Origin of the sequence: Pseudomonas brassicacearum, from assembly GCF_918698105.1 — a bacterium.
Classification (GTDB): Bacteria; Pseudomonadota; Gammaproteobacteria; order Pseudomonadales; family Pseudomonadaceae; genus Aquipseudomonas; species Aquipseudomonas brassicacearum_F.
Map to the genome: position 1 here is coordinate 1 of NZ_CAKKMI010000019.1, position 21707 is coordinate 21707.

The window sequence follows — 21707 nt, forward strand, 5'->3', positions numbered from 1 at the left end:
CATTCAATCTGGATGCAAGCTGACCCACCGCCATCGCGAGCAAGCTCGCTCCCACAGGGATTCGAGCCGACTCAGAGGTATCGACTTCATGAACATCCTCTACGACGAACACCTCGACGGCGCCTTGCCCAAGGTGGACAAACAGGCTCTGCTTCAAGCCTTGCAGGCACAGATTCCAGACCTGGATATCCTGCATCAGGAGGAAGACCTCAAGCCTTACGAATGCGATGGCCTGTCGGCCTACCGCACCACGCCCCTGCTGGTGGCATTGCCCAAGCGCGTCGAGCAGGTGCAAGCGCTGCTCAAGCTTTGCCATGGGCAGAATGTGCCGGTGGTCGCCAGGGGGGCCGGGACCGGTCTGTCCGGCGGCGCCCTGCCCCTGGCAAGCGGCGTGTTACTGGTGATGGCACGGTTCAACCAGATCCTGCACATCGACCCCGACGCCCGCACCGCACGGCTTCAACCCGGTGTGCGCAACCTGGCGATTTCCCAGGCGGCGGCGCCGTTCGGGTTGTATTACGCGCCGGATCCCTCGTCGCAGATCGCCTGCTCCATCGGTGGCAATGTCGCGGAAAACGCCGGTGGCGTGCACTGCCTCAAGTATGGCCTGACGGTGCACAACCTGTTGAAGCTGGAAATCCTCACCATCGAAGGCGAGCGCCTGACCCTGGGCAGCGAAGCCCTGGACTCGCCGGGCCTGGACCTGCTGGCGCTGTTCACCGGTTCCGAAGGTTTGCTGGGGGTGATCACCGAAGTGACGGTTAAATTGCTGCCCCGGCCCCAGGTCGCCAAGGTGCTGCTGGCCAGTTTCGATTCGGTGGACAAGGCCGGGCGGGCGGTGGCCGACATTATCGCCGCCGGGATCATCCCCGGCGGCCTGGAAATGATGGACAACCTGGCGATCCGCGCCGCCGAGGACTTCATCCACGCCGGCTATCCGGTGGAGGCCGAAGCGATCCTGCTGTGTGAACTGGACGGGGTCGAGGCCGATGTCCATGACGACTGCGAACGGGTCCGCCAGGTGTTGGAGCAGGCCGGGGCCACCGAGGTGCGCCAGGCGCGGGACGAGGCCGAGCGGCTGCGCTTCTGGGCCGGGCGCAAGAACGCCTTTCCGGCGGTGGGTCGCCTGGCGCCGGATTATTACTGCATGGACGGCACCATCCCGCGACGCGCCCTGCCCGAGGTGCTGCAACGCATCGCCAGCCTCGGTGCCGAGCATGGCCTGCGCGTCGCCAACGTCTTCCATGCCGGTGACGGCAACATGCACCCGCTGATCCTGTTCGATGCCAACCAGCCCGGCGAACTGGAGCGCGCCGAAACCCTGGGCGGGAAAATCCTCGAACTGTGTGTCCAGGTGGGCGGCAGCATCACCGGCGAACACGGTGTCGGCCGGGAAAAAATCAATCAGATGTGCACGCAATTCAACAGCGACGAACTGAACCTGTTCCACGCGGTTAAAGCCGCGTTCGATCCCCAAGGCCTGCTCAACCCCGGCAAGAACATCCCCACCCTGCACCGCTGCGCCGAATTCGGTGCCATGCACATCCATGGCGGGCAACTGCCGTTTCCTGAACTGGAGCGTTTCTGATGAGCCGCGAAGCCGACCAGGACGCCAGCGACCTGCTGCTCGAACAGGTCAATCGCGCCCGGGCCGACGCCACGCCGCTGCGCATCCAGGGTTCCAACAGCAAGGCTTTCCTGGGACGCGAAGTGGCCGGCGAGGTGCTGGACACCCGCGTCCATCGCGGCATCGTCCACTACGACCCCACCGAACTGGTGATCACGGCCCGGGCCGGCACCCCGCTGCGGGAACTGCTTGCCGCCCTGGACGCCGCCGGACAACGGCTGCCCTGCGAACCGCCAGCATTTGGCGACGACGCCACGGTCGGCGGCATGGTCGCCACCGGGCTGTCGGGGCCGCGTCGCCCATGGGCCGGTTCGGTGCGCGACTTCGTCCTGGGCACGCGGCTGATCAGTGGCCACGGCACGTTGCTGCGTTTCGGCGGCGAGGTCATGAAAAACGTCGCCGGCTACGACCTGTCGCGCCTGTTGGCCGGCAGTTTCGGTTGCCTGGGGGTGATCACCGAAGTCTCCTTGAAGGTCCTGCCCAAGCCCCGTCACAGCCTGAGTATTCGCCTGGAACTGGACAGCACCGAGGCCCTGGAAAAACTCGCCGAATGGGGCCGTCAGCCCCTGCCCATCAGCGCCGCCAGCCATGACGGCGACTGCCTGCACCTGCGCCTGGAGGGTGGCGAAGGCTCGGTCAGCGCCGCTCATCAACGTTTCGGTGGCGAGGTGATCGACGATCGATACTGGACGGCACTCAATGAACATCAGTTGGCCTTCTTCGATGAAGGCTTGCCGCTGTGGCGCCTGTCGTTGCCCAACCATACCGGGCCGCTCGTCCTGCCCGGCGCGCAGTTGATCGACTGGGCCGGCGCCCAACGCTGGTTGAAAACCGAGGCCGATACGGTGCAAGCCCTGGCCCAGGAAGTCGGCGGCCATGCCACCTGCTATCGTCAGGGTGCCAGCGACACACCGTTCCAGCCATTGGCCCCGGCGCTGCTGCGCTATCACCGGCAACTCAAGGCCCAGCTCGATCCCCTGGGGCTGTTCAACCCTGGTCGGATGTACCCGGAGCTCTAGCATGCAGACTCGGTTCAGTGAGGAAAGTAAACACCTGCCCCGCGCCGAAGAAGCCGAACGGATCCTGCGCAGCTGCGTGCATTGTGGTTTCTGCAATGCCACCTGCCCCACTTACCAATTGCTCGGCGATGAACTGGACGGCCCGCGCGGACGCATCTACCTGATCAAGCAGGTGCTCGAAGGCCAGCCGGCGACGGCCAGCACCCAGCTGCACCTGGATCGCTGCCTGTCCTGTCGCAACTGCGAAACCACCTGCCCGTCCGGCGTGGATTACCACAACCTGCTGGACATCGGCCGGGCGGTGGTCGACCAAGCCGTCCCGCGTCCCGCAGGCCAACGCGCGCTGCGCCTGGGGTTGCGCAGCCTGGCCGCCAGCCCCGAGCGGTTCAAGGCCCTGCTGCGTCTTGGAGCGATCTTCCGTCCGTTGCTGCCGGCGAACCTGAGCGCCAAGTTGCCCCGCCCCTCCCCAGCCCACGGCGAACGTCCAGCGGTACGGCATCGGCGCACGGTGTTGATGCTCGAAGGTTGCGTGCAACCGGGCCTGTCGCCCAACACCAATTCCTCGGCAGTGCGGGTGCTGGATCGACTCGGCATCAGCGTGATCCCCTGTGCGCAGGCTGGCTGCTGCGGCGCGCTGGATTATCACCTCGACGCCCAGGCCACCGGGCTGGACCGCGCCAGGCAGAACATCGACGCCTGGTGGCCGCACTTGGAAAACGGCGCTGAAGCCATCGTCCAGACGGCCAGCGGCTGCGGCGCGTTCATCAAGGACTACGGACACCTGCTGGAACATGACCCCGGCTATGCCGCCAAGGCCAAACACGTCAGCGAACGGGCACTGGACCTGGTGCAAGTGCTCGGCAAGGAGCCGCTGGAACAGATCTGCGCCGCCAGGAACCAGCGCATTGCCGTACATTGTCCCTGCACTTTGCAGCACGCGCAGAAACTCGGCGGCAGCATCGAGGCGCTGCTGAGCCGGCTGGGTTTCAACCTCACCGAGGTGCCCGACGGCCATTTGTGTTGCGGCTCGGCCGGCACCTATTCGCTGACCCAGCCGTTCCTGGCGCGGCAATTGCGCGACAACCGCCTCAACGCCTTGGAAAGCGGCCAGCCGGAGTTGATCGTCACTGCCAACGTCGGCTGCCAGCACCACCTTGACGGCGCCGGTCGCACGCCCGTGCGGCACTGGATCGAGCTGGTGGATCAGTCCCTGGCAGAATGAAGTCCTGAAGATTCTTCGTTTGCCGCGGCTGGCGAAGGCTGCGATCTTTCGTCCAACTTTCCCACAGCCCTCGCCAGGAATTCTCACGATGAGCTTCGTCAGCCCCGACCTGATCCGCCAACGCTTCTCCAGGGCGATGTCCGACATGTACCGCGACGAGGTGCCACTGTATGGCGCCCTGATGAAGCTGGTGGAGCACACCAACGCCCAGGTGCTGGCCGAAGACCCGGTCCTGGCCGCACACCTGCGCAGCACCGGCGAGCTCGAGCGCCTGGACCTGGAACGCCACGGCGCCATCCGCGTCGGCACCGCCGCGGAGCTGGCGACCCTGGGGCGTCTGTTCGCGGTCATGGGCATGCAGCCGGTGGGCTATTACGACCTCACGCCTGCCGGGGTGCCGGTGCATTCCACCGCCTTCCGCGCCGTGCACGAAAGCGCGTTGCAAGTCAGCCCGTTCCGGGTGTTTACCTCGCTGCTGCGCCTGGAACTGATCGAGAACGCCGAGCTTCGGGCCTTTGCCGAGTCGGTGCTGGACAAACGACAGATCTTCACCCCCAGGGCCCTTGAGCTCATTGACCTGGCCGAACGCCAGGGCGGCCTGAGCGAGGCCCAGGCTGAGGACTTCGTCCTACAGGCCCTGGAAACCTTTCGTTGGCACCACAGCGCCACCGTCACCGCCGAACAATACCGACAATTGAGCGCCCAGCATCGTCTGATCGCCGATGTGGTGGCGTTCAAGGGCCCGCACATCAATCACCTGACACCGCGCACCTTGGACATCGACATCGTCCAGGCCCGGATGCCCGTGCACGGCATTACTCCCAAGGCCGTGATCGAAGGCCCACCCCGCCGCCAATGCCCGATCCTGCTGCGCCAGACCAGTTTCAAGGCGCTGGACGAACCCGTCGCCTTCACCGACCAGCCCCAGACCCAAGGCAGCCACAGCGCCCGCTTCGGCGAAATCGAACAACGCGGCGCGGCTCTCACGCCCAAGGGCCGCGCGCTCTACGATCAATTGCTGAACGCCGCGCGCGACGCGTTGGGGGAGTTTCCCAACGAAGCCAACGCCGAACGCTACAACCGGCTGATGGCCGAACACTTTGTCGAATTCCCGGACAACCACGACGAACTGCGCCGACAGGCATTGGCGTACTTCCGCTATTTCGTCACCTCCAAGGGCCTCGCCGCCAAGGGCACCCTTGAGCAAGCGGCCTCCCTGGAACACTTGCTCGAGCAGCAATACCTGCGCGCCGAGCCCTTGGTGTACGAGGACTTCCTGCCCGTCAGCGCCGCCGGCATCTTCCAGTCGAACCTCGGCGATGCTGCCCAGAGTCATTATGCCGGCCAGTCCAATCGCCAGGCCTTCGAAGAGGCGCTGGGACGAGAGACCATCGATGAACTGGGGCTGTATGCCCAGACGCAACAGCGCTCTATCGATGAGTGCCGGGCTGCGTTGGGCGTGTAGGAACAAGCTGAAAGACAAAACGGCAAGAAACTGCATAACCGGCGTGCCGCGCGGCGCGCCTTCGTCGACCATGCTGCCTGGCTACCGCGGCGTTCAGTCAAGCCGCGAGGAGCTGCAACGCGCCGGGCAAACCTTTGTGCGCTTTCTTGCCAGTCTGGAAGGAATAACCGCCCGACAACGAATCAACTTATTGATATCTATAGTTTTTTTAAATATGGCATAGCTCTTGATAACCGTCAGGCCACCTCGGGGCGACTCCCGCCCCAGGTCCTATCGTTATCCAGGAAGGAGAGCATCCATTGGCAACTCCCGCGTACATGTCCGTTGAAGGCACCAAACAAGGTCTGATCACTGCCGGTGCGTTTACCGCCGATTCGGTGGGCAACACCTACCAAGAGGGTCATGAAGACCAGGTCATGGTGCAGGCTTTCGAGCACCAAGTGAGCATCCCTCGCGACCCTCAATCCGGTCAGCCAACCGGTCAGCGCATACACAAACCCCTGGTCATCACCAAGGTATTCGACAAAGCTTCACCACTGCTGCAGGTCGCCCTAACGAGCGGCGAACGGCTGAAGGAAGTCAAGATCCAGTGGTACCGCACTTCGGCCGCAGGCACCCAAGAGCACTACTACACCACCACGTTGGAGGACGCGATCATCGTCGATATCAAGGACTACATGCGCAACTGCCAGGACCCAGAGAACGCACACTTCACCCATCTGGAAGACGTGCACTTCACCTATCGCAAAATCACTTGGACCCACGAAGTCAGCGGCACCTCGGGCTCCGATGACTGGCGCTCACCGGTCGCTGGTTGAATCGGTGGCAGCCAGTCACGCATCGGCCAACTCTGCGGGTCGATGTGCAGCTGCAAATAATCGATAGTTGTTGATTCAGGGTGGTGTTCGCCCAGTGCGATGGCCTCGGCAATCCATGCACTGGTAAAGAGCCTGACACTGGGCGAACGCGAATAATAATAATGGAACTTTCAGAATATGTCCGCGAGCCCGTTTAAATAATTATTCATTGTTGCAACTGTCCCGCGATCTCTTTAGGAGCTGGCGAAGCCTGCGATCTTTTGATCTTTCACTTGAGATTCAACCCATTGGGGAAAGATCGCAGCCTCGTTGCACTCGACAGCTCCTACACACAGCACAGCTGCAGCAAGCTCCCTCGCCACGGGGTTTATGTTTGGACGGCACCGCTACCTATTGCTGTACAACAGCTATACAAAAACAAGAATACGTACAAAAGTTATCCGCCGCGAACACATCCAAACAAAGTTAAACCGTCATTAAAAACTTTTTTTAATACCGGTCGACGTGACAAACCTCAGCCACGCCGACCGGTTTTCTGCGCATCGGTATCCCCTGCCTCAGCGTCGCCGTGCTGTTGTTTGCGTTTGGCCGGGTCATTGGGTCGCAAGGCATCGTTATCGCGTTCCACTTCACCGGGCAATGCCGGGGCGTCAGGGTTTTGCCGGGTTTGATCGGGGCGGTGCTGCATGGCGAACTCCTTGAATCTTTCGGGCCTGAGGTCAGGCATCGGGGTCGGCGACTTCTTCGGCGACGTTGGCATCCGGGGAGCGCTGGTGCAGTTGCTCGGCCTTGGTCTTCAAGGCCTGCCACTGCGCCAGGTCGATGGCGCCCTGACCGAACAAGTCATTGGCCACCCGCATCAGCTCGGTGAAGTGAGCATCGGGGGATTGCTGCCAGTAGGCCTTGTCGTCGAACAATCGCTGCCAATCGGCCAGCGCCGGAGGTTTGAGGTCATCGCTCATGAGGGACTCCTGCGAGACATTCATAAGCTATGAGGGTCGAGGTTCGCGGGGAGTTCCGGCGATTCTCAGTAGCCGGTCATTTCCAGGTAACCGGTGCCGCCCTGGCTGCCACGCAATCGCACCGGCCCTTCCCAATAGGGGATGCGCAGGTTCATCCAGGCGTTGGGGTTCAGCGCGTGGAGGGTGATGTCGAGTTGTTTGCTGGGGATCTTGATGGCCCAGCCTATCGGCATCGGGCGTCCGGCGACCTTGGCGGTGTCCTGGGGCACGAGGCTGATGTCCCCGGCGTGCAGGGTTTGGGCTTGGCCCTGGGTGTCGATCCAGGTGCCCGTGAGGTACGGCGCGCCGTCCTTGTGGCGCATGCGGTAGAGCATCAGGTGCTCGCCGTTGTCCAGGTGCAGGGAAAACCAGTCCCAGCCGGTCTGGTTAGCGGTCAGGGGCTGGCTGCTCCATTCGCGGTCGAGCCAGGCCGGGCCGCTGACCGCGTAACGCTGGCCATCGATTTCCAATTCACCGCTGGCCTGGAAGAACGGCTGGCTGTAGTAGTACGACGCCTGCCCCTGTTCGGATTTCTGGCTGAAACCTTGATCGCCCTGCAACACCAGCGGCCGGCTCGACGTCAGCCGCAATGCATAGCTGAAGCGTGGGTCGCGCGCCTTCAATTGCATGTCCGCCAACGGCTCGTCCCCTGAAGCCTGGGTACCGAACTGCCAGTCGTCGATCCAGGCATTGAAGGGCACCGCCTGCACCCCGGCCTGCCCCACCCCGCCTCGTGCATAACGCTCGGCGGCATGGTGCACGGTGGCGGATGTGACCGCCGCGTGGCCGAGCCAGATCGTCTGGTTGCGCCAGCCGCCGGCCTGGGGTGCGGCACTCAAGGCACTGCGAAACAGCGTCCATTGCACGCCGAACTCATGCCCCTGGGCATCCTTGAGATTGGCGGTGACGTACCACCACTCGATGCGAAAACCTTCATGAAGGCCATGGTCGGCGGGGAAACTGAACACCCGCCCAGGCACAACCGGCGTGAACGCGACAGCCTGGTCGCCGAGGCCGGCAAAGCCCTTTTGCGCTGGCGCGGAGTCATCACAACCGCTGAGCAACGCCAGCAGCAACACGCCGACTCTAATCTTCATGGGCAAAGGTCCTCAGCAAATCCGCCGGCTGCGTGCGGTACAGCGCATACAGCGGCCAGGCCGATGCCAGTAGCGTGGCGAGCATCGCCAGGGCCAGCAACTGCATCAATTGCAACGGGAACACCCGCAACGGCAGGCGCCAACCGAAGGCCTGCACGTTGATCACCGTGTCCAGGCACCAGGCCAGGGCGATGCCCAGCGGCAACGCCAGGACCAAGGTCAGCAGCGCCAGCAGCCAGGTCTGGCCGAGGTTGAGCAGCATCAACTGCCGCCGTGTCACCCCCAGCGCCCACAGCGGCGCCAACTGGCCGAGGCGACTCTGGCTCTGGGTCAACAGGCTGATGAACAACGCCACCCCGGCCACCGCCAGGGTCAGGCTGTTGAGGGCGGCGGTAGCGGCGAAGGTGCGTTCGAACACCTGGGTCGACCAGCCCTTGAGCCGGGCCTGGTCGACGATGCGGCTGTCATCCAGGCTGAACCGGCCTTGCAAGGCTGTCAGTAGCGCCGGGATCGCGGACGGTTCGATGCGCAGGTTGAAACGGTTCGGCGTCAGGTTCGACCAATGCGCCAGCAAGTGGTCGGCGTTGACCAGCACATGGCCCTTGGGATTGCCGTAGTCGGCGTAGATTCCGACGATTCGCAGTGCCCATGGCCCCTGCGGCGTCGGCAGGGTCAACTGATCGCCGATACTCACCTTGAGGCGCCGGGCCAGTTGTTCGCTGAGCATGAGGGTGTCGGCGGCAGCCAGTTGCTCCCACGGCTTGTCGCCGGCCGATTCCAGCAGCGGCCAATGCTGTCGATAGTGGGGATGATCGATGATGCCGTGGATATCCGTCGGCCAGCCCTGCAACGGGACCGAGACTTGCCAGAGGGGAACGACGGCAGTGATCGCCGGTTGCTGCTTGAGCCAGGCGTGCAGTTGCTCCGCCTGGGCCGGGGTTTGCGGGTTGATGTACAGCTCGGCGGTCAACCGTTGTTCGAGCCAATTGCTGAACGTCTGGCGGAAACCGGCGGTCATGCTGCCGGCGCCGATGTTCGCCGCCAGCGCCAGCAACAAGGCCATCAACGCCAGGCTTAGCGTCGGCAGTTGCTGGCGGCAATCGGCGAGAAACCATTGCCCGAGCACCGAGCGGCTGCGGCGCAAGAGTCGCTTAAGCGCACTGTTGAGCAACACCGGCAAGGCCAGCGCCGCGCCCAGCAACAAGGCGGTCATCAAGACAAAACCGCTGGCCAGGCTATCGCCCCAGATCAACGCCGATGCAGCAATCAACGCCGCCACCGTTGCCACCCAAGCCTGGCGTCGCAGCCAGTGGGCATGGGCCTGATGCCAGGCTTGAGGATTGGCCAGCGCCAGCAACGGCAGGCGCGCCGCCCGCAGCAGGCTGTCGGCCCCCGCCAGCAGCGCACCGAGCAGGCTAAGGCCGACACCACTGAACCACCACCACGGGCTGAGGTTCAAGTGCCCGGCCACTTCAGCGCCATACAAACCCCGCAGGCTCGCCGCGACATCAGGCAACAACAGGCTCGCCAGCCAATAGCCGCTGAGCACCCCGGCGATCCCGCCGAGCAAGGCCAACGCGCCCAATTCGATGGTCAGGCTGGTGACCAGCACCCGCGCACTGACGCCACAGGCGCGCAGCGTTCGCAACAGACTGCGGCGTTGTTCCAGGGCCAGGCCGATGGCCGCATGAACGATGAACAGCCCCACCACGAAGGATAAAAACCCCAAGGCATCGAGGTTCAGGTGAAAACTTTCGGTCAGGCGCGACAGGTTGTTTTCTTCATCGGCGTGCTTGAGTTGCAGGCGACCGGTGAACGCTTGCGGTAATGCGGCGCTGAACGTGGCAGGCAACAGCAGCCGCGACAGCTGCTCCGGCAACCCGAGGACCTGTTGGGCAAAACCGATGTCCATCAACAGCACGCCCGGCGCCATGTCCTCCTGGGCATGCAGCGGTGGCAAGGATTGCCCATCGACGCTCTGGGGTCGGTCCCCCTCGATCAGCCCCAGGGCCTGCAAGGTCTGCGGGGCGATCCAGGTGCTGCCGGGGTCGGTAAAGAACGCCACTACCTCGCTCATCTCCCGTGCCTGCCCCGCCAGCGCCGCACCGGGGGGCAGCGACACCGGGTCGATGCCCATCAGTTGCAGGCGCTGATCCTCTTGCCCCTTGAGCAGCACCCGAGCCTGCAACACTGGCGACACCGGCCAGCCCTGGCGCCGCAGCTCGACAAACCATTGCTGGGGGAAGGTGCCGCCACCGGGGGCACTGAGGCTGGCCTGGGGTTCGCCGCCGATCAGTTGGCTGGCCCGGGCGTAGCTGTCCCGGGCCTGACTGTTCAGCGCTTGCACCCCAGTGAGCAGACTGGTGGCCAGCCACAGGCCGGTCAGCACGCTGAAGAATTGCACCGGATGTTGGCGCCAATGGCTGAGCAGGGCCTTGAGGGTCTGGCGAAAAATCATCACCCCTGGGCCACCTGCGCCAATCGCCCGCCGTGCAACACCACGCGCTGGGCCAGGCGAGCCGCCACCCGTGGACTGTGGGTCACCATCAGCAGGCTGGTGGGGCTGCCCTCCAGCAACTCCAGCAGCAATTGCAGCACTTCGTCGCTGGTGGCTTCGTCGAGGCTGCCGGTGGGTTCGTCGGCCAGCAACAAGGGCGGTCGCGAGGCCAACGCCCGCCCCAGCGCCACCCGCTGCTGCTGGCCGCCGGAGAGTTGCTCGGGATAACGCCGCAACAGCGCTGAAAGCCCGAGCCGCTGCACCAGGTGGGCTTGCCAAGCGGCGTCATAACGGCCGCACAGACGCGCCTGGAACGCCAGGTTGTCCTCCACCGACAAGCTGCTGATGAGGTTGAACTGCTGGAACACCAAGCCGATTTCCGTGCGTCGCCAATTCGCCAACTGGCTTTCACTCATGCCATCGAGCCGATACTCGCCGCTGCGAATGCTGCCGCGATCGACCTTGTCCAGCCCGGCGACCAAGTGCAGCAAGGTGCTCTTGCCGCTGCCCGACTCCCCCATCAGCGCCAGACTGCTGCCTGGCATCAGCGTCAGGTCGATGCCTTGCAGCACCGGCAAGGGCCCTTGGGGCGTGGCGTAGCTTTTGAAAACATCGCGGACTTCAAGCATGAAAAGGCTCGATGGATGAACGTGAGGCTCAGGATAGCGGAGTTCAGAGGCGGTCCCACCCAGGATGGACCTGGGTGATCGCCCTACCGCTTGTCACTTGGCAGAAAAACTGGATCCAACTCTCTTGCCATGCGTAGACTTTCGTCTATTAATCAATCACTCATAAGCGCCGTTTCAAGCTGTCGGCGAAATCGTCATAAACGTGACGAACTTGGTTCGCTTCTTACCAAAGGACGACAGTCGGCATGCATCACACCCAATATCGCCTCGATATCGACGGGCTTCGCGCCATTGCGGTCATCGCCGTGTTCATCCATCACCTCAACGCCAACTGGTTACCGGGCGGGTTCGTGGGTGTCGACATTTTCTTTGTCATTTCGGGTTTTCTCATCACTTCCCAGGTATTTGCCGAGATCAGGCAGAACACCTTTTCACTGAAGCGTTTTTATCAGCGACGCATCAACCGCATCGTGCCAGCATTGACCACGGTATTGCTGGCGAGCGTGATCGCCGGAGCCTTCATTCTTTCCCCCGCCGACCTGATCCGGCTCAACATCAGTGCGCTGTTCTCGTTGCTGGGCGTCTCGAACCTCTACATCTGGGTGAAGTACGGTAATTACTTCGCGGCGGACGCCAGCGAAGCCCCGTTGTTGCATACCTGGTCCCTGGGTATCGAAGAGCAGTTCTACGTGATCTGGCCGCTGCTGATCCTGGCGCTTTATCGCCTGCTGCCACGCTACCTGCTCCCCGTGTTGGGTGCCGGTATTGTCGCAGCAGTGGGATTTTCGGAGTACGCGACGAACGTCTTCGCCACCGCCTCGTACTACTTGCTGCCCACGCGTTTTTTCGAATTGATGCTGGGCGGTGCGCTAGGCCTCTATCTTTATCAACCCCGCACGCTAGGCCGCGGAATGGCCCAAGGGTATGGGCTGGTGGGGGCCGGGCTGATCGGTTTCGCCATGTTTGCCCTGAGCCCGACGGCGCCCTTTCCTGGTCTCAACGCCTTGATCCCCTGCCTGGGTGCGGCGCTGCTGATTCTGGCCGGTAGTGGCGCTGTCCGCTGGCGCTTGCTGACCAACCGGCCCATGGTGTTCATCGGTCTGATTTCGTATTCGCTTTATCTTTGGCACTGGCCGCTGATCGCTTACCTGAATTACTTGGACATCGCCATTACCCCCCTCATGGGTGCAGCACTGGTGGCGGTGGCGATAACACTGTCCTGGTGGTCCTGGCGTTATGTCGAGGTCCCTTTTCGACGGACCGGGGCGCAGTTGCCGTTCTCGCGCGTGCTCCTGCGGCGATTCACCCTGCCGACCCTCGGGCTCGCCGTGCTGGCGGTGACCAGTTTGCAAACAGGCGGATTTGCCCAGCGCTTTGCACCGCAAGTGGCGACGCTCGAGGCAATGACCCTGGTTGAGCCGAACAAACTTCGCAGCAGTTGCCACATGCCCAATGCCCGGTACAACAGCGATCCCAACCCCGATTGTCGGCTTGGGGCACACAAGCAGCAACTCGACGGGATCATGGTCGGTGACTCGTTCGCCAATCATTTCACCGGCATGGTCGACATCCTCGCCGAACCCAACGGCATCGGGTTGATGGACTACACCTTGGACGGTTGCCCACCGATCTTCGACTACACCGCCGGGCTTTCGACGGTGTATGTCAGTCATTGTGTTGAGCGCAATAAACGGGTGCTCGGGCTCATCGAGCAGAATCACTACCCTTATGTCGTGCTGGCCGGGGCATGGCCGAGGGATGCCGCGGCCGGGGACGCGATTGAAGCAAGCATCAAGCGCGTGGCGCAGAACAGCGGCCAGGTCATCGTGATCCTCAGCAACCAGCACATCGAAAAAGCCGCGACCTGCCCGGTGCGTCGCTTGATGTTCGCCACCCAGCGTCCCTGCTCGGTCCCTCTGGACATTACGGCGACTTATTGGGACGGCATACGCGCCAGGCTGCCTCAGGTGCGCTTTATCGACCCCAATCGGGTGATCTGCCCGGCGGGGTTGTGCAGTCCGATCATTGACGGGCAATTGCTGTATCGCGATGACGCGCACTTGAATGACATCGGGTCGCGCTTCATTGGTCGTGCGTTGCGTGATCGGGGTTTTTCGCTGCTGCACGACTCTGTCCAGTCCGAGCCGTTTGCTACGACGAGGTAGGTGCCACAGAGCTTTGGTATTTGCTCGTTGGGTTGGGGTGTATATCCATTGTTTGGGTAACGGCTGCTGGCAGTTCCGCTCTTACAGCGGCTCACTTTTGAGAAGCCCGGAAGCCGGCCTAGTCAAAAGTAAGCAAAACGCTTCTGCCCCGAGGCGGCCTGATAGCCGACCTGGTTCTCCTGGTCGTACACCCATCAGATCTGTGGGAGTAAAGCTTGCTCGCGATAGCGGTGACTCAGTCAATGAAGATGTTGGATGTGCTGACCTCATCGCGAGCAAGCTCGCTCCCACAGGGGGCTAGATGCACATGGATTTTGTGTCTGCTGAAGACCCAATGTGGGAGCGAGCCTGCTCGCGATAGCGGTGGCTCAGCCACATAGATGCCGACATATGTCCCGCTCTTGCTCTTGCTTTGGATCTTGATCTAGATCTGGACGCCCCATTAACCACGATGGCCGAACGCAGGCATTGCGCAGTGGGCACCTCGGCATGGATGCCGAGGTAGCCGCGCTGGGCCATGGATGGCCCTTCGCGGCGGCCCACGGAGCAATGCCTTCGTTCGGGCACACCGAGCCTTAGCGAGGTGCCGAGTGGTGGGGCAAAGCCTTTTTTGCTTACTTTTTTTGGCGTTTGAAAAAAAGTGAGTCGCCGTAAGGGCGAAACCCTAAGTGGCCGTTACCGCAGCAACGGATATGTACACGATGTCGACTGCGAGGCCGCCATCGCGAGCAAGCTCGCACACAGGGGGCTAGATGCACATGGATTTTGTGTCTACTGAAGATCCAATGTGGGAGCGAGCCTGCTCGCGATAGCGGTGGCTCAGCCACATAGATGCCGACATATGTCCCGCTCTTGCTCTTGCTTTGGATCTTGATCTTGATCTGGACGCCCCATTAACCACGATGGCCGAACGCAGGCATTGCGCAGTGGGCATCCCGGCATGGATGCCGGGATAGCCGCGCTGGGCCATGGATGGCCCTTCGCGGCGGCCCACGGAGCAATGCCTTCGTTCGGGCACACCGAGCCTTAGCGAGGTGCCGAGTGGTGGGGCAAAGCCTTTTTTGCTTACTTTTTTTGGCGTTTGAAAAAAAGTGAGTCGCCGTAAGGGCGAAACCCTAAGTGGCCGTTACCGCAGCAACGGATATGTACACGATGTCGACTGTGAGGCCGCCATCGCGAGCAAGCTCGCTCCCACAAAGAGCCCAGCGCATAGGGGGCCTCCAGTCAATGCCCCACCGCCATTTCAACCTGGCCAACAGACGGCGTCACAATATGCCCCAGGTCAATATGCTTCCAAGCCGGCTTCGCCCCCAACCGCGCATTGAAGCGATAGTTGAAAGTGAAATCATCATCGGTTGGTTGGCTCAGGGATTTCCCATAGACCGATTCAACCCCAGCCGGCTCGTACCCCATCAACTGCAACAGCGTCGGGAAAATGTTGTAGTGACTCGAACGATCCTTGTTCCGCGCCCAGGCACCACGCCAGTCAAGCATATGCAATGAGCTGCCCTGGATCACCACCAACGGCACCAATCCCTCTTCAGGCACCGGATCGCCACCGCAATGGGTGTTGAGCCCAGGGTTGCCGCGCTCGTGCAGATCCTGGCCGTGGTCGGAGGTGTAGATCAACACGGCATGGCTCAAATCGGCCTGCTGGAAGATTCGCTTGAAGAACTCGCCGACGTTCCACAGCAAGGTGTTCTGGTAGGCGTTGCGGTACAGCAACCAGTCATCTTTCTGGCCATTGAAGCCCTCGCGGCTGCCGGTGTCGGCCACGTCCTGGAACTGCCCTCGCGGCAAGGCCGGGCGGTAGGTCATGAAGTCGTCGGGGTATTTGTCGTGTACCGGGAAATGCGCTCCCACTTTGTTGATCACCACCAGTTCAGCCTGGTTGTCGCCCAGGAGTTCGATCAACTTCGCCGCAGCCGCCATGTCGCGGTCGCGCACGCTGGCGTGGTCGAATTGGACAAATTCGTCGATGTCCTGTTTTTCCAGTTCGGTCATCAGGTTCTGCAGATAGCCGCCGGTGCGCTGGGCGTCGATGTAGACGGTGCGCAAACCGGCCTTCTTGGCGTACTGCCAGATCGACGGTCGGGTACTGTTGATGCGCATATAGTCGGCGCGCGTGCCGCCATAGCGCAGGGTGACGTTGGTGTCGGCGCTGCAATTGGCAATGGAGGCCGCATAACCGAAATTGAAGACATCCACGCCCGCGGGCGGCGTCTTCAGGCCGGTGTGCACGCCGAATGGCGCGTTGATATCCAGGTAGTTGCCGCCAATGCTTTCATCGATGATCAGCACGATATCCTGCTCGATCAAAGACGATCGTCGCGCCAAGGTGACCGGCTCCCGAGGGCCGATGGTGTTGTGCAAGGATTCGTAGGTAAACAGGTTCAGATAGGCCAACGGCGTGTACATCACGGGCAGGCCGCGCGCGCCCTCGCCTGCCCGCACGAACAACACGCCACTGAGCAACAACACGCCCAGCACGGGTGCCGCTATCGGCAGATAACCGGGCAACCGCACCGATCGCCGAGGCTTAAGGGCGATGCCGAACAACAGCAGCAAGCCGCTGACCGCCGCGCTGATAATCACGTCGCGGTACTGATAGGCGGCCTCCTGGATAAATCCCCCCGAGTACACCAGCGAAACGAACTGGCTATAGGTCAGGTAACTGTCCGTGACCCGGGTGTACACCTCGAAAAACACCGCTGAAACAAACATCGCCAAGGCAAACACATGCCTCACCAGGGTCTGGCGTATGTAGGCGCTCATCCATAGCGCCAGCACCAGCACCACGAACATGGCGCCGAACATCAAAGTTGCGACGCCCAAGCCCAACGCGTTCAGACGGTCGAGGTAATAGTCGTACCCCTTGAGCAGGTACAGAACCAGCAGCAGTTCCTTGAGGTAGCGGACCATGTTTTCCTCGACCAGATCGCCGTGTCAAAAGCACTTCGTTCCTGCACGTTAGCAGCCGTTTCTCAAAGCGCAAGAAACCCCTCCCCCAACCATGCGTCAAAAAAAAGTTACCCCAAAAATGACACGAAAAGCCGTCACAAAATGTAAAAATCTATGGATTACTACCGTTCATCGCTTTGTCATAACCCAATAAAGCCTAGTAAAACAGCCGCTTTACTAAGACAGTCAAGGACTTGATATCAAAAGGCCCGACTTCACTTGAATTGCCAACACTGACAACTGTCATTTTGCTGACACGCTTTCCTGAAGCTGCGCTATACCCCTCTAAACAGTTTCATCCGAGTTACATCAACGGGTCTGCGAGGCGCGCCAAAAATGGACGTGAGCGTATTTGGAACGGGGTATGTCGGGTTGATCCAGGCGGCTGCAATGGCCGACGTCGGTCACCGTGTTTTGTGCATCGACATCGACCCAAACAAAATCCAGCAACTGCAACAGGCCGTACCCACCATCAGCGAGCCTGGGTTGTCCTGTTTGCTTGAAGACACCATAAAGGCCGGACGTTTGTCGTTCAGCTCCCAGGCCAGCGACGCGGTCAACCATGGCGAGGTGATTTTCATCGCCGTCGGCACCCCTGCCGATGAAGACGGCTCGGCGGATCTGAGCCATGTGCTGGCCGTCACCCGGCAAATCGCCGACTTCATGGACAGCGACCGCACCCTGGTCATCAAGTCCACGGTGCCGGTGGGCACGGCCGACAAGGTGGCCGAATGCGCCCGCCAGGCGTTGACGCGGCGGGGCCTGAAACAGTTGAACGTGCGGGTGGTGTCCAACCCCGAGTTTCTCAAGGAAGGCAGCGCGCTGGCCGATTGCATGCGCCCCGACCGGATCATCGTCGGTACCGCCGACCCTGTGGCCCGCGAGCAGATGACAGAACTCTACGCGCCCTTTTGCCGCAACCACGAAAAACTGATGTTCATGGACAACCGCAGCGCCGAACTGACCAAGTACGCCGCCAATGCCATGCTCGCCACCCGCATCAGCTTCATGAACGAACTGGCCAACCTCACCGAACGGCTGGGCGCCGACATCGAAGCAGTGCGCAAAGGCATCGGCTCGGACCCACGCATCGGCTACCACTTCATCTATCCCGGCTGCGGTTTTGGCGGTTCGTGCTTTCCCAAGGACCTGCGGGCCTTGCTCCACACCGCCGAACAAAGCGGCATGCCACTGCGCCTGTTGCGCAGCGTCACCGACGTCAACGACAGCCAGCGGCACATCCTCTTCGAGAAACTGGCGACGCAATTCCAGGACGGCCTGGCCGGCAAGTCGATTGCCATCTGGGGCCTGGCGTTCAAGCCCAATACCGATGACATGCGCGAAGCCCCCAGCCGCTACCTGATGGAAGCGCTGTGGCGCGAAGGCGCCCGGGTCCACGCCTATGACCCCGAAGCCATGTCCGAATGCCGGCGCCTCTACGGCTACCGCAAGGACCTGAACCTGTGCGCCACCCGCGACGACACCCTGGAAGACGCCGACGCCCTGGTGATCTGCACCGAGTGGAAGAATTTCCGCGTGGTGGACTTCGACCTGCTGGCCAGCAAGTTGCGCGCCCGGGTGATCATCGATGGCCGCAACCTGTACAACCCCGACCAACTGGCCGCCGCCGGGCTGCTGTATCGCGGTATCGGGCTGCCGCACACCGTGCCGGGCACCCCGCTCCCCGGGTCACAAGCATGAATATCCTGGTCACCGGCGCGGCCGGCTTCATCGGCGCCCATGTCGTGCTGCGACTGCTGCGCGACGGCCATCGGGTGTACGGGCTGGACAATTTCAACGACTACTACGACCCGCAGCTCAAGCACGACCGCGTGACCTGGGTGAACGAGCAGGCCGGCGAGTTTCCCCTGGCGCGGATCGACCTGGCCGACGCGCCAGCCATCGATGAGTTGTTCCAGACACGGCGCCCGGAAGTCGTGATTCACCTCGCGGCCCAAGCCGGCGTGCGCTACTCCCTGGAAAACCCGCAGGCCTATGTCGACAGCAACATCACCGGGTTCCTGAACATCCTGGAAAACTGCCGTCGCTATCCGGTCAAGCACCTGATCTACGCCTCCTCAAGCTCGGTATACGGCGCCAACCCGCGCACACCTTATTCGGTGCAGGACAACGTCGACCATCCGCTGTCGCTATACGCGGCCAGCAAAAAAGCCAACGAACTGATGGCCCACAGCTACAGCCACCTGTTCGGCATTCCCTGCACCGGCCTGCGCTTCTTCACGGTGTACGGCCCTTGGGGCCGGCCAGACATGTCGCCGATCCAGTTTGCCCGCGCCATCACCGAAGACCGTGCGCTGCAACTGTTCAACCACGGCGAGCACCAACGCGATTTCACCTACATCGACGACATCGTCGAAAGCATCGCCCGCCTGATCGACCGCGCGCCCCAGGTCACGCCCCTGTTGGATCACGAACAACCCGGCCCGGCCACCAGCCGTGCGCCCTGGCGGATCTACAACATTGGCGGGCAGCACCCGGTGGCGCTGCGCACCTATGTCGCACTGCTGGAAAAACACCTGGGTCAAACCGCCCGCATCGAACTGCTGCCTCTGCAAGCAGGGGATGCGCTCAACACCTGCGCCGATGCCAGCGACCTGGCACGGGCCACCGGCTTCAAGCCGTGTATCGAGCTGGATGAAGGCCTGGGCCGCTTCATCCAGTGGTTCCTCGATTACTACCCACGGCCTGCCCACGCACCGCTCGCGACTGAACGCTTGCGGCCCAACCTCAGCGGAGGAATCCATGACCCGACATGAGCAAGTCATCGAGATCAACGCCCCGGGACGCGACAAGCGTGTCGATCCGGAGCACCGCAGGCGCCTGGACGCGGCCATCCATCGCCAGGGTCGTGGTTGGTTGACCGGTCGCGACAGCGGCCGGCCCTGGACGGTCTCGCGCACCAATCGCGTAGTGGCCTGCCTCGGCGCGCTGGCGATCCTGCTGCTGTTATGCCCGTTGCTGCTGGGCCTGGCGCTGCTGATCAAGTTCTCCAGCCCTGGTCCCGTGCTGTTCGTACAGAAGCGCACCGGTTATCGCGGCCGAGTGTTCGGCATGTACAAGTTTCGCACCATGGTGGCCGACGCCGAGGCGCTCAAGGAGTCGCTGCGCCATCTCAACAAACACGGCGCCGATGCCATCGACTTCAAGATCGACAACGATCCGCGCATCACGCCCATCGGCCGGTTCCTGCGACGCAGCAGCCTCGACGAACTGCCGAACCTGATCAATGTAGTGCTCGGCGACATGCGCCTGGTGGGCCCGCGGCCGACCTCGTTCAATGCCTATCGCTACAAGGACAACCATCTTGTGCGCCTGAGCATCTACCCCGGCATGACCGGCCTTTGGCAGATCTCCGGGCGCAGCAATATCGACTTCGACCAGCGCGTGGAATTGGACCTCAGCTATATCGCTGAACAAAGCCTGTGGTTGGATTTGAAGATCCTGATGATTACCCCCTTCAAAGTTTTCAGCGGCCACGGAGCGAGTTAAATGGACGGTTCAACCAATATCCTGACCATAGCCAGCCCGAGCGAGACGAACCTGACCTCGACCGTGCTCGACCCTTCCCTGCGGATCCTGCTCTTGACGGCCGCCAACACCGGCACCGGAACCAGCACCAGCGCGATGGCACTGGCTGCCCAACTGGCGCAGATGAGCAACGGTCGCGTACTGCTGGTGGATGCCAGCCAGTCACCGCGCAACCTCAGCCAGCAACTGTCGTTGCACAAGGAACGCGGTTTTACCGACCTGCTGTTCAACAGCCTCGCCCCACCCTTGTTGCAGGACTGCGTGGTGCAGGCTTCGAGCCTGCCCTTCGACGTGCTGCCCCACGGGCGCCTGGGGCGCAACGCCGAACGCTTGAGCCCCGAGCGCCTGCGCCCACTGTTCAGGCAACTGGCGGCGCAATACCGCTTTGTGGTGATCGACGCCGACGCGGTGTATTCGGTCAGCGACACGCTGGTGCTCAGCACCCAGGTCGACGGCGTGGTGCTGGTGGTGCGTGGTGAAGACACCCGTTGGGAAGTGGCCCAAGCCGCCCGCCAGCGCCTGTCCCAGGCCGGCGCGAAAGTAGTGGGCAGCGTGTTCAACCGCCGCAAGTACTACATGCCCAAGTGGCTCTACAACAACCTGTAAGCCTGCAAAAGGATGACGAGATGAACGCCAGAATGCTTGTCCTGCTGTTGCTGCCGCTTGCCGGTTGCTCCAGCAATACCGACACCCGCTCGATGCCGGTGCAGATCCTCACGGCCCCGGCGGCCAACGCCCAGGCCACCGACATGCCCAAGGTCGAACAGACCCTGCGCCCCCAGGACGTGCTGGACGTGATCTTTCACATCGGCACGACCTCTTCCCAGGCGTATCGAGTGCAACCGGGCGACCAGGTTGCCCTGAACTTCACCGCCGCCAGCCAGCTCAATGGCACGCAACAAGTGATGCCCGACGGCAGTATCGAACTGCCGGGCGCCAACACTTCGGTAAAAGTCGCCGGCCTGACCACCGACGAAGCCCGCCTGGCGGTGCAGCGCGCCTATGACCAGAAAATGCTGTTCCAACCCAATCGCAACCAATTGACGGTGCTGGTGACCAGTCCGCTGAGCAGCGAGACCAACCTGCGCAACACCCTCACCCACCCGGGCACCGGCATGAGCCGGGAGATCATCGTGGGCCGGGATGGTTACGCCAGCTTCCCGGAAATCGGCGCCGTGCCGCTACAAGGCATGACCGTTACCCAACTGGAAACCTTCCTCAACGAGCGCTACGCCCAGTTGCCAGGCCACATGACCGTCGATGTGCTGCTCAAGTCCACCGCCGGCAACGAGATCTACGTCCTCGGGGAAGTGGCCCAGCCCGGCTCCTATCCGATACGCCGGCCGATCTCGGTCCTCGAAGCCCTGACGCTGGCCCGCGGCACGAACGTCAAGGCCCGGCTCGACTCGGTGGTGATCATGCGTCGCAACGGCAACCAGGTCGAAGCCCGCCACTATGACGTGGAAAAAGCCCTGAGCGGCGACGCCTCGCAGATCGCCTACCTGCAACCGGAAGACATGCTTTTCGTGCCCAAGACCAAGCTAGCCAGCGCCGGCGAACTGGCCAGACAACTGGCCGACGTGGTGCTGTTCCAGGGCGTGGGGTTCAGCTTCGGCTACCGCGTCGACAACAAAGGCAGCAACAGCAACTGACCTCA

The 21707-nt window shown here is 62.2% G+C and carries 17 protein-coding genes; 11 read left to right on the top strand and 6 right to left on the bottom strand.

Going from position 1 to position 21707, the window contains the following annotated elements:
- Nucleotides 1-88: 88 nt before the first annotated feature.
- From glcD to LQ215_RS09875, 5 genes are all read left to right on the top strand, one after another.
- Entirely contained in the window at nt 89-1588 is a 1500-nt protein-coding gene (gene glcD, locus LQ215_RS09855; RefSeq protein ID WP_230149299.1) for a glycolate oxidase subunit GlcD, read from the top strand.
- Nucleotides 1588-2646, top strand: coding sequence for a glycolate oxidase subunit GlcE (gene glcE / locus LQ215_RS09860; protein ID WP_230149300.1), 1059 nt, complete (start codon nt 1588-1590; stop codon nt 2644-2646). Before glcD ends, glcE begins: the two co-directional genes overlap by 1 nt.
- 1 nt (nt 2647) lies before the next feature.
- Nucleotides 2648-3868, top strand: coding sequence for a glycolate oxidase subunit GlcF (glcF, locus tag LQ215_RS09865; protein WP_230149303.1), 1221 nt, complete (start codon nt 2648-2650; stop codon nt 3866-3868).
- An 88-nt stretch (nt 3869-3956) separates the two neighbouring features.
- Nucleotides 3957-5333 (top strand): 2-oxoadipate dioxygenase/decarboxylase HglS, encoded by a 1377-nt coding sequence (gene hglS / locus LQ215_RS09870; RefSeq protein ID WP_230149305.1) that lies wholly within the window; start codon nt 3957-3959, stop codon nt 5331-5333.
- A 299-nt stretch (nt 5334-5632) separates the two neighbouring features.
- Nucleotides 5633-6151 (top strand): Hcp family type VI secretion system effector, encoded by a 519-nt coding sequence (locus tag LQ215_RS09875; RefSeq protein WP_230149307.1) that lies wholly within the window; start codon nt 5633-5635, stop codon nt 6149-6151.
- 514 nt (nt 6152-6665) lie between these two features.
- Here LQ215_RS09875 and LQ215_RS09880 read toward each other — a convergent pair.
- The 5 genes from LQ215_RS09880 to LQ215_RS09900 form a co-directional block, all read right to left on the bottom strand.
- Nucleotides 6666-6839, bottom strand: coding sequence for a hypothetical protein (locus LQ215_RS09880; protein WP_230149308.1), 174 nt, complete (start codon nt 6837-6839; stop codon nt 6666-6668).
- A gap of 31 nt (nt 6840-6870) precedes the next feature.
- Complete coding sequence (locus tag LQ215_RS09885; protein WP_230149310.1) at nt 6871-7113, bottom strand: hypothetical protein; 243 nt, start codon at nt 7111-7113, stop codon at nt 6871-6873.
- Nucleotides 7114-7178: 65 nt separating this feature from the next.
- On the bottom strand, nt 7179-8249 hold the full coding sequence (locus LQ215_RS09890; protein ID WP_230149312.1) for a lipocalin-like domain-containing protein: 1071 nt from the start codon (nt 8247-8249) through the stop codon (nt 7179-7181).
- Nucleotides 8239-10707, bottom strand: a complete 2469-nt coding sequence (locus LQ215_RS09895; protein ID WP_230149439.1) for an ABC transporter permease — start codon at nt 10705-10707, stop codon at nt 8239-8241. Before LQ215_RS09895 ends, LQ215_RS09890 begins: the two co-directional genes overlap by 11 nt.
- On the bottom strand, nt 10707-11375 hold the full coding sequence (locus LQ215_RS09900; RefSeq protein ID WP_230149314.1) for an ABC transporter ATP-binding protein: 669 nt from the start codon (nt 11373-11375) through the stop codon (nt 10707-10709). Before LQ215_RS09900 ends, LQ215_RS09895 begins: the two co-directional genes overlap by 1 nt.
- A gap of 245 nt (nt 11376-11620) precedes the next feature.
- Between LQ215_RS09900 and LQ215_RS09905 the strand changes: the two genes are divergently transcribed.
- The gene (locus LQ215_RS09905) at nt 11621-13540 is read left to right on the top strand and encodes an acyltransferase family protein (protein ID WP_230149316.1); all 1920 of its coding nucleotides are present in this window, start codon (nt 11621-11623) and stop codon (nt 13538-13540) included.
- 1224 nt (nt 13541-14764) lie between these two features.
- On the opposite strand, the gene LQ215_RS09910 is transcribed toward LQ215_RS09905, so the two are convergent.
- Entirely contained in the window at nt 14765-16462 is a 1698-nt protein-coding gene (locus tag LQ215_RS09910; RefSeq protein ID WP_230149317.1) for a sulfatase-like hydrolase/transferase, read from the bottom strand.
- A 375-nt stretch (nt 16463-16837) separates the two neighbouring features.
- On the opposite strand from LQ215_RS09910, the gene LQ215_RS09915 reads away from it, so the two are divergent.
- The 5 genes from LQ215_RS09915 to LQ215_RS09935 are packed head-to-tail and all read left to right on the top strand — an operon-like array spanning nt 16838 to nt 21702.
- Nucleotides 16838-18202, top strand: a complete 1365-nt coding sequence (locus LQ215_RS09915) for a UDP-glucose dehydrogenase family protein (RefSeq protein ID WP_230149319.1) — start codon at nt 16838-16840, stop codon at nt 18200-18202.
- Nucleotides 18199-19278: an NAD-dependent epimerase gene (locus LQ215_RS09920; protein ID WP_230149321.1), complete on the top strand. Its 1080-nt coding sequence runs from the start codon at nt 18199-18201 to the stop codon at nt 19276-19278. The genes LQ215_RS09915 and LQ215_RS09920 overlap by 4 nt, the downstream gene beginning before the upstream one ends.
- Nucleotides 19265-20011 (top strand): sugar transferase, encoded by a 747-nt coding sequence (locus LQ215_RS09925; RefSeq protein WP_230149323.1) that lies wholly within the window; start codon nt 19265-19267, stop codon nt 20009-20011. Before LQ215_RS09920 ends, LQ215_RS09925 begins: the two co-directional genes overlap by 14 nt.
- Nucleotides 20012-20656 (top strand): CpsD/CapB family tyrosine-protein kinase, encoded by a 645-nt coding sequence (locus LQ215_RS09930; RefSeq protein WP_230149325.1) that lies wholly within the window; start codon nt 20012-20014, stop codon nt 20654-20656. It abuts the gene before it with no gap.
- Nucleotides 20657-20676: 20 nt separating this feature from the next.
- A complete protein-coding gene (locus LQ215_RS09935; RefSeq protein ID WP_230149327.1) occupies nt 20677-21702 on the top strand; it encodes a polysaccharide biosynthesis/export family protein in 1026 nt (341 codons plus the stop codon).
- The last annotated feature ends 5 nt before the right edge of the window (nt 21703-21707 follow it).